This is a genomic window from Streptomyces sp. T39 (assembly GCF_008042045.1).
In the GTDB taxonomy this organism is placed as follows: Bacteria; Actinomycetota; Actinomycetes; order Streptomycetales; family Streptomycetaceae; genus Streptomyces.
This window is the reverse complement of record NZ_RDBP01000012.1, coordinates 1938472-1953108: the sequence shown is the minus strand read 5'-3', so window position 1 is coordinate 1953108 and position 14637 is coordinate 1938472. Positions and strand designations below refer to the sequence as shown.

13 protein-coding genes are annotated in these 14637 nt (G+C 72.9%); 7 read left to right on the top strand and 6 right to left on the bottom strand.

The genetic code is table 11. The annotated features are described in order from the left end of the window. The first annotated feature begins 129 nt into the window (after positions 1 to 129). From EAO77_RS09815 to EAO77_RS09805, 3 genes are all read left to right on the top strand, one after another. Positions 130 to 789 (top strand): response regulator transcription factor, encoded by a 660-nt coding sequence (locus EAO77_RS09815; RefSeq protein WP_315986097.1) that lies wholly within the window; start codon positions 130 to 132, stop codon positions 787 to 789. Positions 790 to 1101: 312 nt separating this feature from the next. After that, positions 1102 to 3066 (top strand): 2-oxoacid:acceptor oxidoreductase subunit alpha, encoded by a 1965-nt coding sequence (locus EAO77_RS09810; protein ID WP_147987640.1) that lies wholly within the window; start codon positions 1102 to 1104, stop codon positions 3064 to 3066. A 49-nt stretch (positions 3067 to 3115) separates the two neighbouring features. Continuing rightward, entirely contained in the window at positions 3116 to 4117 is a 1002-nt protein-coding gene (locus EAO77_RS09805; protein WP_410088528.1) for a 2-oxoacid:ferredoxin oxidoreductase subunit beta, read from the top strand. 78 nt (positions 4118 to 4195) lie between these two features. Here the strand turns inward: EAO77_RS09805 and EAO77_RS09800 are convergent, their stop codons facing one another. Continuing rightward, positions 4196 to 4618 carry a winged helix-turn-helix transcriptional regulator gene (locus tag EAO77_RS09800; protein WP_147987638.1) on the bottom strand — a complete coding sequence of 141 codons (423 nt, stop codon included), beginning with the start codon at positions 4616 to 4618 and terminating at the stop codon, positions 4196 to 4198. Positions 4619 to 4726: 108 nt separating this feature from the next. Here EAO77_RS09800 and EAO77_RS09795 point away from each other — a divergent pair, with 108 nt between their 5' ends. Together EAO77_RS09795 and rarD are read left to right on the top strand one after the other, a co-directional pair. Continuing rightward, positions 4727 to 5587: an SDR family oxidoreductase gene (locus EAO77_RS09795; RefSeq protein WP_147987637.1), complete on the top strand. Its 861-nt coding sequence runs from the start codon at positions 4727 to 4729 to the stop codon at positions 5585 to 5587. 105 nt (positions 5588 to 5692) lie between these two features. Beyond that, positions 5693 to 6754 (top strand): EamA family transporter RarD, encoded by a 1062-nt coding sequence (gene rarD / locus EAO77_RS09790; protein WP_147987636.1) that lies wholly within the window; start codon positions 5693 to 5695, stop codon positions 6752 to 6754. Positions 6755 to 7323: 569 nt separating this feature from the next. Here rarD and EAO77_RS09785 read toward each other — a convergent pair. Beyond that, positions 7324 to 7941 carry a CGNR zinc finger domain-containing protein gene (locus tag EAO77_RS09785; protein WP_147987635.1) on the bottom strand — a complete coding sequence of 206 codons (618 nt, stop codon included), beginning with the start codon at positions 7939 to 7941 and terminating at the stop codon, positions 7324 to 7326. Positions 7942 to 7962: 21 nt separating this feature from the next. Here EAO77_RS09785 and EAO77_RS09780 point away from each other — a divergent pair, with 21 nt between their 5' ends. Together EAO77_RS09780 and EAO77_RS09775 are read left to right on the top strand one after the other, a co-directional pair. Next, positions 7963 to 8412, top strand: a complete 450-nt coding sequence (locus tag EAO77_RS09780; RefSeq protein WP_147987634.1) for a VOC family protein — start codon at positions 7963 to 7965, stop codon at positions 8410 to 8412. 262 nt (positions 8413 to 8674) lie between these two features. After that, positions 8675 to 9991 carry a M28 family metallopeptidase gene (locus tag EAO77_RS09775; protein WP_147987633.1) on the top strand — a complete coding sequence of 439 codons (1317 nt, stop codon included), beginning with the start codon at positions 8675 to 8677 and terminating at the stop codon, positions 9989 to 9991. Between the two features lie 97 nt (positions 9992 to 10088). Here the strand turns inward: EAO77_RS09775 and EAO77_RS09770 are convergent, their stop codons facing one another. The 4 genes from EAO77_RS09770 to EAO77_RS09755 all read right to left on the bottom strand — a co-directional run bounded on the left by EAO77_RS09770 (position 10089) and on the right by EAO77_RS09755 (position 14449). Further along, positions 10089 to 11018 carry an ABC transporter permease gene (locus EAO77_RS09770; protein WP_147987632.1) on the bottom strand — a complete coding sequence of 310 codons (930 nt, stop codon included), beginning with the start codon at positions 11016 to 11018 and terminating at the stop codon, positions 10089 to 10091. After that, complete coding sequence (locus EAO77_RS09765; protein WP_147987631.1) at positions 11005 to 11943, bottom strand: ABC transporter ATP-binding protein; 939 nt, start codon at positions 11941 to 11943, stop codon at positions 11005 to 11007. The genes EAO77_RS09770 and EAO77_RS09765 overlap by 14 nt, the downstream gene beginning before the upstream one ends. A gap of 107 nt (positions 11944 to 12050) precedes the next feature. After that, positions 12051 to 13259: a LolA family protein gene (locus tag EAO77_RS09760; protein WP_147987630.1), complete on the bottom strand. Its 1209-nt coding sequence runs from the start codon at positions 13257 to 13259 to the stop codon at positions 12051 to 12053. Between the two features lie 179 nt (positions 13260 to 13438). After that, the gene (locus EAO77_RS09755) at positions 13439 to 14449 is read right to left on the bottom strand and encodes a polyprenyl synthetase family protein (RefSeq protein WP_147987629.1); all 1011 of its coding nucleotides are present in this window, start codon (positions 14447 to 14449) and stop codon (positions 13439 to 13441) included. Positions 14450 to 14637 lie beyond the last annotated feature (188 nt).

Sequence of the window (14637 nt, the reverse complement as noted above, 5' to 3'; positions counted from 1 at the left end):
CGGTGCCCCGCCTGCGTCCCCCTGTCCGGAACGCGCAGCCCGCACCTGATCGCGCCCTGATCCTGGGATGCTGGACGCGACAGACCGGATGCCGGACGAGCAGGGGGACACAGGGCTGTGGAGGACAGGGTGCGGGTGGTCATCGCCGAGGATTCGGTACTTCTCCGGGAGGGACTGACCCGGCTGCTGACCGACCGGGGACACGATGTCGTCGCGGGTGTCGGCGACGCCGAGGCGCTGATCAAGACGATCGACGAGCTCGCCGGCCGGGACGCGCTGCCGGACGTGGTGGTCGCCGACGTGCGGATGCCGCCCACTCATACGGACGAAGGCGTGCGGGCCGCCGTGCAGTTGCGCCGCGAGCACCCGGGGGTCGGCGTGCTGGTGCTGTCCCAGTACGTCGAGGAGCAGTACGCGACCGAGCTGCTCGCGGGCAGCAGCCGCGGCGTCGGCTATCTGCTGAAGGACCGGGTCGCCGAGGTGCGGGAGTTCGTGGACGCGGTGGTGCGGGTGGCCCGAGGCGGCACCGCGCTGGACCCGGAGGTGGTGGCGCAGCTGCTGGGCCGCAGCCGCAAGCAGGACGTGCTGGCCGCGCTGACACCGCGTGAGCGCGAGGTGCTCGGGCTGATGGCGGAGGGCCGCACGAACGCCGCGATCGCCCGGCAGCTCGTGGTGAGCGACGGGGCCGTGGAGAAGCACGTCAGCAACATCTTCCTCAAGCTCGGGCTCTCGCCGAGCGTCGGGGACCACCGGCGTGTCCTGGCGGTGCTGACGTATCTGAACTCCTGACCGCCGGATCCAGGAAGTCGGACACCTGCTCCCGGGGCCCGCAGGCCGCCGCCGGCGGCCTCCGGGCCCCGGGGGACCCCGATCGACCCCGGCCGCGGCACCCCGCACCCGCCCCGGAGGGCGTAGGGGTGTCCGCCGTCAGGATTCAGGGGCGGGTGTCGCATGACAAAGCGCACCGCAACGGCGTCTCATAGGTTCGTCCGGGATGTGAGCGGTCCGGGGAAGGGCACCCTTACGGTCGTAGGGTTGCCAAGGGACGGCCGGTGGGCCGGCCGTCCCGGTGAGCCGCCTCGACGAGGGAGGTCCAGTTCAGTGACCAGCCAGGTCAGTAGCCCGGCCGGACAGGCCGGCGAGGCCGACGGGGACGGGCAGTCCCGGGAACCCCATGAGGCCGTCGTCGGCGGACAACGCAGACCCGCGGCCCGCAAGGAGGTCCGCCGGCTGGACCGGGTGATCATCCGGTTCGCGGGGGACTCGGGCGACGGTATGCAGCTGACGGGTGACAGGTTCACCTCGGAGACCGCGTCCTTCGGGAACGACCTCTCCACGCTGCCGAACTTCCCGGCCGAGATCCGGGCGCCCGCCGGCACCCTCCCGGGTGTCTCGTCCTTCCAGCTCCACTTCGCCGACCACGACATCCTCACCCCCGGCGACGCGCCGAACGTCCTGGTGGCGATGAACCCGGCGGCGCTCAGGGCCAACATCGGCGACGTCCCCCGCGGGGGCGAGATCATCGTCAACACCGACGAGTTCGCCAAGCGCGCCATGGCCAAGGTCGGCTACGCCACGTCACCGCTGGAGGACGGCTCGCTGGAGGCGTTCCACGTCCACCAGGTGCCGCTGACGACCCTCACCATCGAGGCGCTGAAGGACTTCGGGCTGTCCCGCAAGGAGGCCGAGCGCAGCAAGAACATGTTCGCGCTGGGCCTGCTGAGCTGGATGTACAACCGGCCCACGGAGGGCACGGAGAGCTTCCTGCGCCAGAAGTTCGCGAAGAAGCCGGCCATCGCCGAGGCGAACATCGCGGCCTTCAGGGCGGGCTGGAACTTCGGTGAGACGACCGAGGACTTCGCCGTCTCCTACGAGGTGGCTCCCGCCGACTCCGCCTTCCCCACAGGCACCTACCGCAACATCTCCGGCAACCTCGCCCTCTCCTACGGGCTGGTCGCCGCCTCCCGCCAGGCCGACCTGCCGCTGTACCTCGGCTCGTACCCCATCACGCCGGCCTCGGACATCCTGCACGAGCTGTCGAAGCACAAGAACTTCGGCGTGCGCACCTTCCAGGCCGAGGACGAGATCGCCGGCATCGGGGCGGCGCTCGGCGCCGCGTTCGGCGGTTCGCTCGCCGTGACCACCACCTCCGGTCCCGGTGTGGCGCTCAAGTCGGAGACGATCGGCCTCGCGGTGTCGCTGGAGCTTCCGCTGCTGATCGTGGACATCCAGCGCGGCGGCCCCTCCACCGGCCTGCCCACCAAGACCGAGCAGGCCGACCTGCTGCAGGCCATGTACGGGCGCAACGGGGAGGCGCCGGTCCCGGTCGTCGCCCCGCGCACCCCTGCGGACTGCTTCGACGCGGCGTTGGAGGCGGCCCGGATCGCGCTGACGTACCGCACCCCGGTCTTCCTCCTCTCGGACGGCTACCTCGCCAACGGCTCCGAGCCCTGGCGGATCCCGGAGGTCGACGAACTGCCCGACCTGCGCGTGCAGTTCGCCACCGGACCCAACCACGAGCTGGACGACGGCACCGAGGTCTTCTGGCCCTACAAGCGCGACCCGCGGACCCTGGCGCGTCCATGGGCGGTGCCCGGCACCCCCGGGCTGGAACACCGCATCGGCGGCATCGAGAAGCAGGACGGCACGGGCAACATCTCCTACGACCCGGCCAACCACGACTTCATGGTCCGCACCCGCCAGGCCAAGATCGACGGCATCGAGGTGCCCGATCTGGAGGTCGACGACCCGGACGGCGCGCGCACGCTCGTCCTCGGCTGGGGGTCGACGTACGGCCCGATCACCGCGGCCGTCCGCCGCCTGCGGGCCTCCGGACACCCCGTCGCCCAGGCCCACCTGCGCCATCTGAACCCGTTCCCGGGGAATCTCGGAGAGGCTCTGAGGCGTTACGACAAGGTGGTCGTCCCCGAGATGAACCTCGGCCAGCTCGCCACTCTGATCCGGGCGAAGTACCTGGTCGACGCGCACAGCTACACCCAGGTGAACGGCATGCCGTTCAAGGCGGAGCAGCTCGCAGAAGCGCTCAAGGAGGCCGGCGGTGTCTGAGACGAACACGCTGTTGTCGCTGGTGCCGAAGGCCGAGGCGCAGCAGTCCATGAAGGACTTCAAGTCCGACCAGGAGGTGCGCTGGTGCCCCGGCTGCGGGGACTACGCGATCCTCGCGGCCGTGCAGGGCTTCATGCCCGACCTGGGTCTGGCGAAGGAGAACATCGTCTTCGTCTCGGGCATCGGCTGCTCCTCCCGGTTCCCGTACTACATGAACACCTACGGGATGCACTCGATCCACGGCCGTGCCCCGGCCATCGCCACCGGTCTCGCCTCCTCCCGGCGCGATCTGTCGGTGTGGGTCGTCACCGGTGACGGCGACGCGCTGTCCATCGGCGGCAACCACCTCATCCACGCCCTGCGCCGCAACGTCAACCTCAAGATCCTGCTCTTCAACAACCGGATCTACGGTCTGACCAAGGGCCAGTACAGCCCGACCTCCGAGGTCGGCAAGATCACCAAGTCGACGCCGATGGGGTCGCTGGACTCCCCCTTCAACCCGGTGTCCCTGGCCATCGGCGCCGAGGCATCGTTCGTGGCGCGGACCGTCGACTCGGACCGCAAGCACCTCACGCAGGTGCTCCGCCAGGCGGCGGACCACCCGGGCACCGCGCTGGTGGAGATCTACCAGAACTGCAACATCTTCAACGACGGCGCCTTCGAGGTCCTCAAGGACAAGCAGCAGGCCGAGGAGGCCGTGATCCGTCTGGAGCACGGGCAGCCGATCCGCTTCGGTGCGGACGGCGCCAAGGGGGTCGTCCGCGACCGTCTCACCGGCGACCTGCGGGTCGTGACCGTCACCGCCGAGAACGAGGCCGACGTGCTCGTCCACGACGCGCACAACCCGAGCCCGACGACCGCGTTCGCGCTGTCCCGGCTGGCCGACCCGGACACCCTGCACCACACGCCCATCGGCGTGCTGCGCAGCGTGCAGCGGCCGGTGTACGACACCCTCATGGCCGACCAGATGGAGGCGGCCGTGGAGCAGAACGGCAAGGGCGACCTGTCGGCCCTCCTCGCCGGGAACGACACCTGGACCGTCGTCGGCTGACGGCGGCCGGAGGGCACGAGGTGGGAGAGGCCGGGACCGGCGAGGTCCCGGCTTCTCCCCTGTCCGCGTCCGCCCGGGTCAGGCGGTGGCCGCCGGGCGGGCCTTCCGGTCGTCGTACGCGGCCCGCGCCGCCGCGACCCGGGGCACCTGCCGCTCCGTCCAGCGGGCGAGGCCCCAGACCTGCTCGGCGGCCTCCGCGCCCAGGGCGGTCAGTGTGTAGTCGACCCGGGGCGGGATGACGGGCCTGGCGTCGCGGTGGACGAATCCGTCGCGCTCCAGGGTCTGGAGGGTCTGGGCGAGCATCTTCTCGCTGACGCCGCCGATCCTGCGGCGCAGCTCGCTGAAGCGGTGCGAGCGCTCCAGCAGCGCGGCCAGCACCAGGACGCCCCACCGGCTGGTGACGTGTTCGAGGATCAGCCGGGACGGGCACATCGCGCTGTTCACATCCGCGGCGATCCCGTCCGGAAATGCGGGCACCTCGTCTTTCGCACTTACTCCCATGCCAGTACCTTACGTCAAAGTGGGTACTTTCTCCAGGTTAGTTCCCTGCTTAGGGTGGTCGAGGGCCTCCAGCCGGGGGCGTCACCCCTCATCCATACGGAGAACCTCATGGCCATCGTCGTCACCGGCGCCACCGGAGCCCTCGGCCGCCTCGTCGTGGACGAGCTGCTCGCCACCGTCCCGGCCGCCCAGGTCGCGGCACTCGTCCGCGACAAGGAGAAGGCCACCGGCCTGGCGGAGCGGGGCGTGGAACTGCGTCTCGGCGACTACGACCGGCCCGAGACCCTGGACGGGGCCTTCCGCCCCGGGGACCGGGTGCTGTTCGTCTCCGGCAACGAGGTGGGCCGCCGCGTTCCGCAGCACAGCGCGGTGATCGAGGCCGCGAAGGCGGCCGGTGTCGCCCAGCTCGCCTACACCGGAGTCCTGGGCGGGCCCGACGCCGACTTCGACCTCGCCGCCGACCACCGGGCCACCGAGCGGCTGATCCTCGACTCGGGCGTGCCCCACACGTTCCTGCGCAACGGCTGGTACACGGAGAACTACACCGGCAACCTCGGGCCCGTCCTGGAGCACGGCACGGTCGTGGGCAGCGCGGGCGACGGACGGATCGCCGTGGCCACCCGCGCCGACTACGCCGCGGCCGCGGCAGCCGTGCTGACGGGCGAGGGGCATGTGGGGAAGGCGTACGAACTGAGCGGCGACACCGCCTGGTCGCTCGCCGAGTACGCGGCCGAACTCTCCCGGCAGACGGGCCGCACCATCACCTACACCGAGCTCACCCCCGAGGCGCACCTCTCCGTCCTGGTGGGCGCGGGCCTCCCGGAGCCGTTCGCGCGCATCCTCGTGGACGTGGACGACGCGATCTCGCGCGGCCGCCTCGCGGGCACGAGCGGCGACCTGGCGCGGCTGGCCGGCCGGCCGTCCACCCCGCTCGCCGACTCGGTCGCGGCCGCGCTGGCCACCCGGTGACCCGCGGCCCACGATGGTCATGACCGTATGCCGATACGGACATGACACGCTGCCCCCGCGCGGCGTACCTTGGGCCGGAACGCGCGCGCGGGGACAGGAGGGCCGGTGAAGTCGCAGAACGAACAGCGGGCTGGACTGCTGTACGGGATCGGTGCCTACGGGATGTGGGGGCTGGTCCCTCTCTTCTGGCCGCTGCTCAAGCCGTCCGGGGCCGGCGAGATCCTCGCCCACCGGATGGTGTGGTCGCTGGCCGTCGTCGCCGTCGCGCTGCTGGCCCTGAAGCAGTGGGGCTGGATCCGCGACCTGGTGCGCAGCCCCGGCAAACTGGCGCTCGTCACCGTGGCCGCGGCCGTCATCACGGTCAACTGGGGCGTCTACATCTGGGCCGTCAACACCGGCCGGGTCGTCGAGGCCTCGCTCGGCTACTTCATCAACCCCCTGGTCACGATCGCGATGGGTGTGCTGCTGCTGGGCGAACGGCTGCGCCCGGCGCAGTGGGCGGCGGTCGGCACCGGCTTCGCCGCGGTGCTCGTCCTCGCCATCGGCTACGGGCAGCCGCCGTGGATCTCGCTCACCCTGGCCTTCTCCTTCGCGACCTACGGCCTGGTCAAGAAGAAGGTGAACCTCGGCGGACTGGAATCACTGGCGGCCGAGACGGCCATCCAGTTCCTGCCCGCACTCGGCTTCCTGCTGTGGCTCGGCGCGGACGGCTCGGCGAGCTTCGGCGCCCACGGCACCGGCCACGCCGCGCTGCTCGCCGCGACGGGCATCGTGACGGCGGTGCCCCTCATCTGCTTCGGAGCGGCGGCGATCCGGGTCCCGCTGTCCACCCTGGGGCTGCTCCAGTACCTGGCACCGGTGTTCCAGTTCCTGCTGGGCATCCTCTACTTCCACGAGGCGATGCCGGCGGAGCGGTGGGCCGGATTCGCGCTGGTGTGGCTGGCGCTGTCGTGCCTCACCTGGGACGCGCTGCGCAACGCCCGGCGCAACAGGGACGAGGCCCTGCGCCTCGCGGTCGAGGCCGCGGCCTCCGGCGCCGCCCCGCTGCCGTCCTCCCCGCCGCCCGGCGTCGTCGCGGGCGGCCGCCCCGGAACGGCCGCGGCCGCCGCGCCGTCGCCCGCGGGGGAATCCGCCCGCGCGGGCCGCGAACCCGAACCGACGGCCTGAGCCCGACGCGCCCCGTACGGCCCCGCCCCCGAAGACCCGGGGGCGGGGCCGTACCGGTTCCGGCGGACGGGCGGCCGGAGGCCGCCGAGGGGCCGGGTGGGGTCCCGGAGCATCGGGGCGCCCCGTGACCGGAGCGGCGGCCCGTACCGGTTCCGGGCAGCCGGAGGCCGCCGAGCGGGTTGCGGGACATCGGGCGCCGAGCGACCGGGGGCGTCCGGCACCCCGCAGGCTCCCCGCATCGGGCGCCGAGCAACCGGGGGCGTCCGGCACCCCGCAGGCTCCCGGCATCGGGCGCCGAGCAACCGGGGGCGTCCGACACCCAGCAAGCTCCACGGCTCCGGGCGACCGGCGGCCGCCGAGGGGCGCCGAGCGGCCGGCGGCGGGGCCGAGCAACCGGGAGCATCCGACACCCCGCAGGCTCCACGGCTCCGGGCGACCGGAGGCCGCCGAGAGGCCCCGCACGGGCGCCGAGCGGCCGGCGGCGGGGCCGAGCGTCCCGCCGTCGTCCGGCCGGGCGGCCGGAGAACGGCGCGCTCGTGGCCCGGCGGGCGCCGCGGGGATCTGGGCCGTCAGGAGGCGGTCCCGTCCGAGGCGCGGGCACGGTGGGTGCGGACCTTGTGGCGGTTGCCGCAGCGTTCCATCGAGCACCAGCGGCGGCGGCCGGGGCGGGAGGTGTCGACGAAGAGCAGGGCGCAGTTGTGGGTGGCGCACTCCCGGACGCGGTGTGCGGACGGCCCGGTGAGGAGGTCCACCGCGTCGCGCGCCACGGTCGACAGCAGGGCGGCGACCGGAGCCTCGCCGGGCGCCCAGCCGTGGGTGCCGTCGGCGGCGATCAGCGGGACGAGCGGAGGCTCGGCGGCCGCCGCGTTCACCGCGGCGAGGCCGGCGGGATCGGCCGGGCGGCCGTGCGCCCGGGCCGCGACCACGCCCCACAGGGCGTCGCGCAGGGCGCGCGCCGCCGCGGCGCCGGTGTCGTCCGCCGCCAGCCGCAGCCCCGGGGGCAGCCGGCTCTCGGCCACCCAGGCGGCCAGCGCCTGCGGCCCGGTCAGCACCTCGAACCGGGCGTGGTCGCCCGGGCCTCCGGTGGCCAGCAGCTCCAGACAGAGCGCGCCCGGGTCGAAGCGGAACGTCTGCCCGTCCGGGTGACGCAGCAGCAGTCCCGGCGTTTCCGTTGCCCTCGTCGTCATGTAACCAGTATAAGTGGTTACATGACGCTGCACTGGAAACTCGTGATCGACGCCGAAGACCCCCACGCCCAGGCGGACTTCTGGGCGGCCGCCCTCGGCTACCTGGTGGAGGACAACAGCCCCCTGATCGACCGGCTGCTCGGCGGGGGCGCCGTGCCCGAGGAGCTGACGATCGCCTCGCACGGCCGGCGCGCCTGGCGCGATCTGATCGGCGTCCGGCATCCGGACGACCCCTTCGACGAGGTGAGCGGCGCCGGTCTCGGCCGCCGGATCCTCTTCCAGCGCGTGCCGGAGAAGAAGACCGGGAAGAACCGGCTCCACGTCGACGTGCACGCCGCACCCGGTGAGCGCGACGCCGAGACGGAACGGCTCCTCGGCCTGGGGGCGACCGCGGTGCGGCAGGTGCGCGAACAGGGCGGCGAGTGGACGGTGATGACGGACCCGGAGGGCAACGAGTTCTGCGTCCAGTGAGCGGCCCGGAGTGTCCGCAATACGAACACGGGTGACCGATTTCCGCCCTTGACGGTGCGTCGGGGGCGGGCCGACCATTCAGCACGCACGACGCACCACCGCGGGACGCACCACGGCCGGAGCACTCCGCGCGCCGTGGTCCCGCACGTCACACCGCACTCCCGCACGTCCTCGTTCATGCTCCAGCGCCCCGTGCCACCGTCGGCCCGGGGCGTCGTCACGCACGTTCCGTCCTCACCCACACGGAATCCGGAGCCCCCACATGAACCTCTCCGTTCCAGGACGCACGCTCAGCGCCGCCGTGTTCGCCCTCGCCGGACTGCTCGCCGCCGGCGCGCCGGCGGCGACCGCGGCACCGGGCGCGCCGGCCGCGGCACTCGCCGCGCCCGACATACCGCTGGCGAACGTCAAGGCACACCTCACCCAGTTCCAGTCCATCGCCACCGCCAACGGCGGCAACCGGGCGCACGGCAGACCCGGCTACAAGGCGTCGATCGACCATGTGAAGGCCAAGCTCGACGCGGCCGGATTCATCACCACCGTCCAGCAGTTCACGTCGAGCGGCGCCACGGGCTACAACCTGATAGCCGACTGGCCCGGCGGCGACACCGGGCAGACGCTGATGGCCGGCGCGCACCTCGACTCCGTGAGCTCGGGGGCCGGCATCAACGACAACGGCTCCGGTTCCGCCGCCGTGCTGGAGACCGCGCTCGCCGTCTCCCGCGCGCAGTTCCAGCCGGCGAAGCATCTGCGCTTCGCCTGGTGGGGAGCGGAGGAACTGGGCCTGGTCGGCTCCAAGTACTACGTCAACAACCTGCCGTCCGCCGAGCGGGCGAAGGTCGCCGGCTATCTCAACTTCGACATGATCGGCTCGCCGAACCCGGGGTACTTCGTCTACGACGACGACCCGGTGATCGAGCAGACCTTCAAGGACTACTTCGCGGGGATCGGCGTCCCCACGGAGATCGAGACGGAGGGCGACGGCCGCTCCGACCACGCGTCGTTCAAGAACGTCGGCATACCGGTGGGCGGGCTGTTCACCGGGGCGAGCAGGACCAAGACCGCGGCCCAGGCACAGAAGTGGGGCGGCACCTCCGGGCAGGCGTTCGACCGCTGCTACCACTCGTCCTGCGACACGACGTCGAACATCAGCGACACCGCGCTGGACCGCAACAGCGACGCCGTCGCCCACGCGATCTGGACGCTGTCGGCCGGCAGCACCGTCCCGCCGGGCGACGTGTACGAGAACGCGGCCGACGTGGCGGTCCCGGACGCCGGAGCGGCCGTCACCTCGACCGTGACCGTCTCCGGCCGCACGGGCAGCGCACCGGCGACGCTGAAGGCGGGCGTCGACGTCAAGCACACCTACCGGGGTGACCTGGTGATCGACCTGGTGGCGCCGGACGGCACCGCGTACCGGCTCAAGAACTCCAGCAGCAGCGACTCCGCCGACAACGTGATCACCACGTACACCGTCAACGCCTCGGCCGAGGCGGCGAACGGCGACTGGAAGCTGCGCGTCCAGGACGTGGCCCGGTACGACACGGGCTACATCGACAGCTGGCGGCTCACCTTCTAGGGGCGGACCGCACCGAGGCCGCCGGAGCCCCGCCCCGCCGTCGCGGGGCGGGGCTCCGGCCCCGCTCGGCCCGGCTCGCCCCGGCCCGGCGCTCGGCTCAGGCGGTGATGTCCTTCGTCGTGAAGCGCGCCCACGCCGCCGATCCGAAGACCGCGACGTACAGGCCCTGGAGCCCGAGGTTGCGGACGATCCCGTCCCAGAGGAACGGCTCCCGCATCAGGTCGGAGAACGACATCCACCGGTGCGGGAAGAGGTACGGGTGCACCGCCGACAGCTGCGGGACGGTGCCGAGGATCTGGACGGTGATCAGCAGTCCCACCGTGGTCGCCATGGCCGCGATCCCGCTCCCGGTGAGCGTCGAGACGAACAGGCCGATCGCGGCCAGGCCGGTCAGCGACGCGGCGACCACCGGCGCGATGAGCACCGCCCGCCACAGGCCCTCGGCGAAGGACACCGTGGTGCCGGAGATGGTGGTGACGTCCCCCAGCGGGAAGAACAACGCCCCCACGGCGAGGGCCGAGACCGCCACCACGAGCGTCGCCGCCAGGCAGAACGCGCAGACGGCGGTGAACTTGGCGAGCAGCAGCCGGGTGCGGCCGGCCGGGGCGACCAGCAGATAGCGCAGGGTCCCCGACGCCGCCTCGCCGGCGACGCTGTCGCCGGCCACCACGGCGACGGCCATGGGCAGGAAGACCGGCAGTGTCGCCGCGAGCGCGGCGAAGACCAGGAACAGGCCGTTGTTGGTGATCTGCGCGAAGAACGCGGGCCCGCCGCCTCTCCCGGGGCCGCCGGCACCACCGCCGTCGCCGGTCTCGATCCACACGGCGACGCCGATCAGCACGGGGACCGCCGCCAGCACGCCCAGCAGCGCGGACGTCCGCCGGCGCCGGAAGGTGAGGCCGAGTTCCGAGCGGAAGAGCCCCAGCGACCGCCGCAGCCGCCCGGCCCGGCCGGCCGCGCCCGCTCCCGTGCCCCCGGCCGGGGCGGACTCCGCGCCCGTCCGGGCGTCCGTCTCAGCCCGCGACATCGAAGCCCTCCCCCGTCAGCGCCACGAACGCGTCCTCCAGCGAGGCCCGTTCCGTCCCGAAGCCGCGGACCCGGACACCGGCGTGCACGAGAACGGCGCTGAGATCCGCCAGTTCCGTGCCGGGCCCCGGCGGCTCGCCCGTCACCCGGTCCCCGTCCACGGTCACCCCCTCCACCCCGTGCTCCGCCAGCAGCCGCGCCGCGTCCGCCGGGTCGGGGGTGAGCACCGCGAGCCGTCCCCGGGCGCCGGCCGCCAGCTCGGCGACGGATCCCTGGGCGACCAGCCGTCCCTGCGCCATCACCGCCGCGTGGGTGCAGACCTGTTCGATCTCGTCGAGCAGATGCGAGGAGAGGAAGACGGTGGTGCCCTCCGCGGCCAGCTCGCGCACCAGGGTCCGGATCTCGCGCATGCCCTGCGGGTCGAGTCCGTTCGTCGGCTCGTCGAGCACCAGCAGGTCCCGCGGCCGCAGCAGCGCCGACGCCAGGCCGAGCCGCTGCTTCATGCCCAGCGAGTACGCCGAGGCCCTGCGTCCCGCCGCGGCCGCGAGGCCCACCCGGTCCAGCGCCGCCGAGACCCGTGCCCGGCGGGTCCGAGGGTCGGCGAGGGGGTCGGCCGCGTCGTAGCGCAGCAGGTTGTCCCGGCCGCTGAGGAAGCCGTAGAGGGCGGGGCCCTCGATCAGCGCGCCGACCCGCGGCAGGACCGTGTGCAGGGCGCGCGGCACCGGGCCGCCGAGGAGGGTGGCGCTGCCCGCCGTGGGCTCGATGAGGCCGAGGAGCATCCTGATGGTGGTGGTCTTGCCCGAGCCGTTCGGGCCGAGGAAGCCGAAGACGCTGCCCGCCGGCACGCTCAGGTCGAGCCGGTCGACGGCGAGCCGGCCGCCCCGGTAGCGCTTGGTGAGCCCGCGCGTGGCGATGACGGCCGTCATGTCCCTGCCCCGTTCACTCGATGGCCCGTCCCGTGGCGGCCGGGCGTCGTGCGGAGCGCCCCGCCGTACGCGGGGTACGGCGGGGCGCGAAGTCCGTGCGGCGTGTCCTACTTCGCCTCGTTCGCCGCCTCGACCAGGGCGTCCTTGGTGACCGCACCCACGTAGACGGTCCCGTCCTCGGTCATCAGCGCGTTCACCAGACGGGTCGTGAAGACGGTGCCCTTGCCGAACTTGCCGGTGACCTTGTCACCGAGCGCGTCCAGGAACCGGCCGGCCTCCGGCGGCAGATCGCCCGACTCCGGCGCCGCGGCATCCGGGCCGCCGGCCCCCTCGACGGTGGCGATCGAGGTCCAGCCCTCGCCGATGACGTCGAAGCCGCCGAAGTCCTGCGGCCCGCCCTCGAACTCCCGGTGGGCCTCCTTCTCCACCTCGTCGCCCTCGGTCACCTTCGCACCCTTGGGCGGGGTGAAGTCGAAGGTGGACGCGGCGGGGCGGGCGAAGTCGACCGTGGTGAAGCCCGCGTCGACCACGGCCTTGCCCCCGCTGCGGGGGGTGAGCGTGAACTTCAGCGGGGTACCGGTCTCGGCGTCGACCGCGATGGTGACGGCCTTGACCGTCGAGCCCTTCTGCTCGGGCTCGACGACGAGCCGGTACGCGTCCCGGCCGGCGACCTGCGCCGTGCCGCCGACGCGGAAGGACGTGGTGTCGCCGGACGCCTTCAGCACCTCGTCGGCGAACTCCTTCGGCGTGGTGGGCAGTTCCGGGGGCAGGGCGTCCTTCTCGCGGGGGGCGTCCTGGTGGGCGCCGGCCTCCTTGCTGTGGAAGACCTCGTTCGAGGCGCTGTCGTAGGCCCACACCTCGTCGCCGTTGCGGATGAGGCTGTACTCGGACGAGTCCTCCAGCACGGAGACCTTCTGGCGGTCCGGGCCGTCGGCGGCGACCCGCACGGTGTGGGTGCCGGAGGCCAGTTCGGTGAGCTTGGACGCCGGGTCGGCGGAGGAGCCCTCGCCGTCGCCGCCCGCGCCGGTCAGGGAGCCGGCCAGCCCGTCGAACGACGGCAGTCCGAGGTCGGTGGTGATCCGCACCGTGCCGGACAGCTGCTGGGTGTCGGACGCGGCGATCTTCTCGATGAGCTCCCGGGCGGTGATCTTCGGCAGATCCGGGTCACCGGAGCTGGCGAGCGCCGGGACCAGCCCGATGGTCCCCGCCGCGACACCGGCGACCGCCAGCGGGACCAGGTAGCGGACGGCCTTGCGGCGTCCGCCTGCGAGGTCCCCGGCCTCGTCGGTGGAGTGTGCGCTGTCGTTCGGTGCCATGGTGTGCCCTACCTCCGTGGTTGGTCAGGGGTGGTGCTCTCCATCCATATGACCAAAACGCCCGCCCCGGGGCGTCAGCCCTCGGGCGCAAACCCGTGTACCCCTCTGGGATGACACCGAACCGCCCCAACTCCCCCGACCCGTAGGGGGCACGGGCACGCCGGTCGGACGGCGGAAGGTCAGCCGGCGCGGTGGACGACCGCGTCGCACAGCTCCTGCAGGGCCGCCTTCGCGTAGCCGTCGGGGAGCGGCGCGAGCAGCGCCCGGGCCTCCTCCGCGTACCGCACGGTGTCCCGGCGGGCCTGCTCCAGCGCCGGGTGGGCGCGCAGCAGGCGCAGCGCCTCGGCGTGGCGGGCGTCGTCGGTCAGGTCGCCGTCGAGCAGGGCCGCGAGCTCCAGGTCCTCCGGACGGCCGTGCGCCTCGGCGGCGGCACGCAGCAGCAGGACGGGCAGCGTGGCGATGCCCTCGCGCAGGTCGGTGCCGGGGGTCTTGCCGGACTCGTGGGAGTCGGAGGCGATGTCGAGGACGTCGTCGGCGAGCTGGAAGGCGACGCCGAGGCGCTCCCCGTACTGGGTGAGGACGTCCACGACGCGCTCGTCGGCGCCCGCCATCATCGCGCCGAACCGGCAGGACACGGCGACGAGCGATCCGGTCTTGCCGGCGAGGACGTCGAGGTAGTGGTCGACCGGGTCGCGGCCGTCGCGCGGGCCCGCGGTCTCCAGGATCTGACCGGTGACGAGACGCTCGAACGCCTCCGCCTGGATGCGCACGGCCTCCGGCCCGAGGTCGGCCAGGATGTGCGAGGCGCGGGCGAAGAGGAAGTCGCCGGTGAGCACGGCCACCGAGTTGCCCCAGCGGCTGTTGGCGCTGGCGACCCCGCGGCGGACGTCCGCCTCGTCCATCACGTCGTCGTGGTAGAGCGTCGCGAGGTGGGTGAGCTCGACGACCACCGCCGAGGGCACGACACCCGGCGCGTGGGGGTCGCCGAACTGGGCGGCGAGCATCACCAGCAGCGGCCGGAAACGCTTGCCCCCCGCGTGGACGAGGTGCTGCGCGGCCTCCGTGATGAACGGGACCTCGCTCTTGGTGGCATCGAGCAGGCCCGCCTCGACAGCCGACAGCCCGGTCTGGACATCGGCCTCGAGAGCCTGGTCCCGCACGCTCAGCCCGAACGGCCCGACGACGGTCACGAGGGGATCTCCTGTCTGCTGACGATCACACGGATTGTCGATCTGTCGCTGGATGCACTCAAGTCAGCGTATCCGGTCGCGTTTCGATCACCATGAGCGCCTTCCCGCCACCCCCGGTATGTTCGTGATCGGCGGCAATCCCCTGGTACAGGGCATTTGCCCCCGCTCCCCGCCCCCCATGATCCCTG

Bases quoted from the DNA above. Each gene is read 5' to 3' on its own strand.
- EAO77_RS09775 (WP_147987633.1), top strand. From the start codon at position 8,675: ATGAACCTCTCCGTTCCAGGACGCACGCTCAGCGCCGCCGTGTTCGCC.
- EAO77_RS09785 (WP_147987635.1), bottom strand. From the start codon at position 7,941: ATGACGACGAGGGCAACGGAAACGCCGGGACTGCTGCTGCGTCACCCG.
- EAO77_RS09770 (WP_147987632.1), bottom strand. From the start codon at position 11,018: ATGTCGCGGGCTGAGACGGACGCCCGGACGGGCGCGGAGTCCGCCCCG.
- EAO77_RS09800 (WP_147987638.1), bottom strand. From the start codon at position 4,618: ATGGGAGTAAGTGCGAAAGACGAGGTGCCCGCATTTCCGGACGGGATC.
- EAO77_RS09805 (WP_410088528.1), top strand. From the start codon at position 3,116: ATGAAGGACTTCAAGTCCGACCAGGAGGTGCGCTGGTGCCCCGGCTGC.
- EAO77_RS09780 (WP_147987634.1), top strand. From the start codon at position 7,963: ATGACGCTGCACTGGAAACTCGTGATCGACGCCGAAGACCCCCACGCC.
- EAO77_RS09795 (WP_147987637.1), top strand. From the start codon at position 4,727: ATGGCCATCGTCGTCACCGGCGCCACCGGAGCCCTCGGCCGCCTCGTC.
- EAO77_RS09765 (WP_147987631.1), bottom strand. From the start codon at position 11,943: ATGACGGCCGTCATCGCCACGCGCGGGCTCACCAAGCGCTACCGGGGC.
- EAO77_RS09760 (WP_147987630.1), bottom strand. From the start codon at position 13,259: ATGGCACCGAACGACAGCGCACACTCCACCGACGAGGCCGGGGACCTC.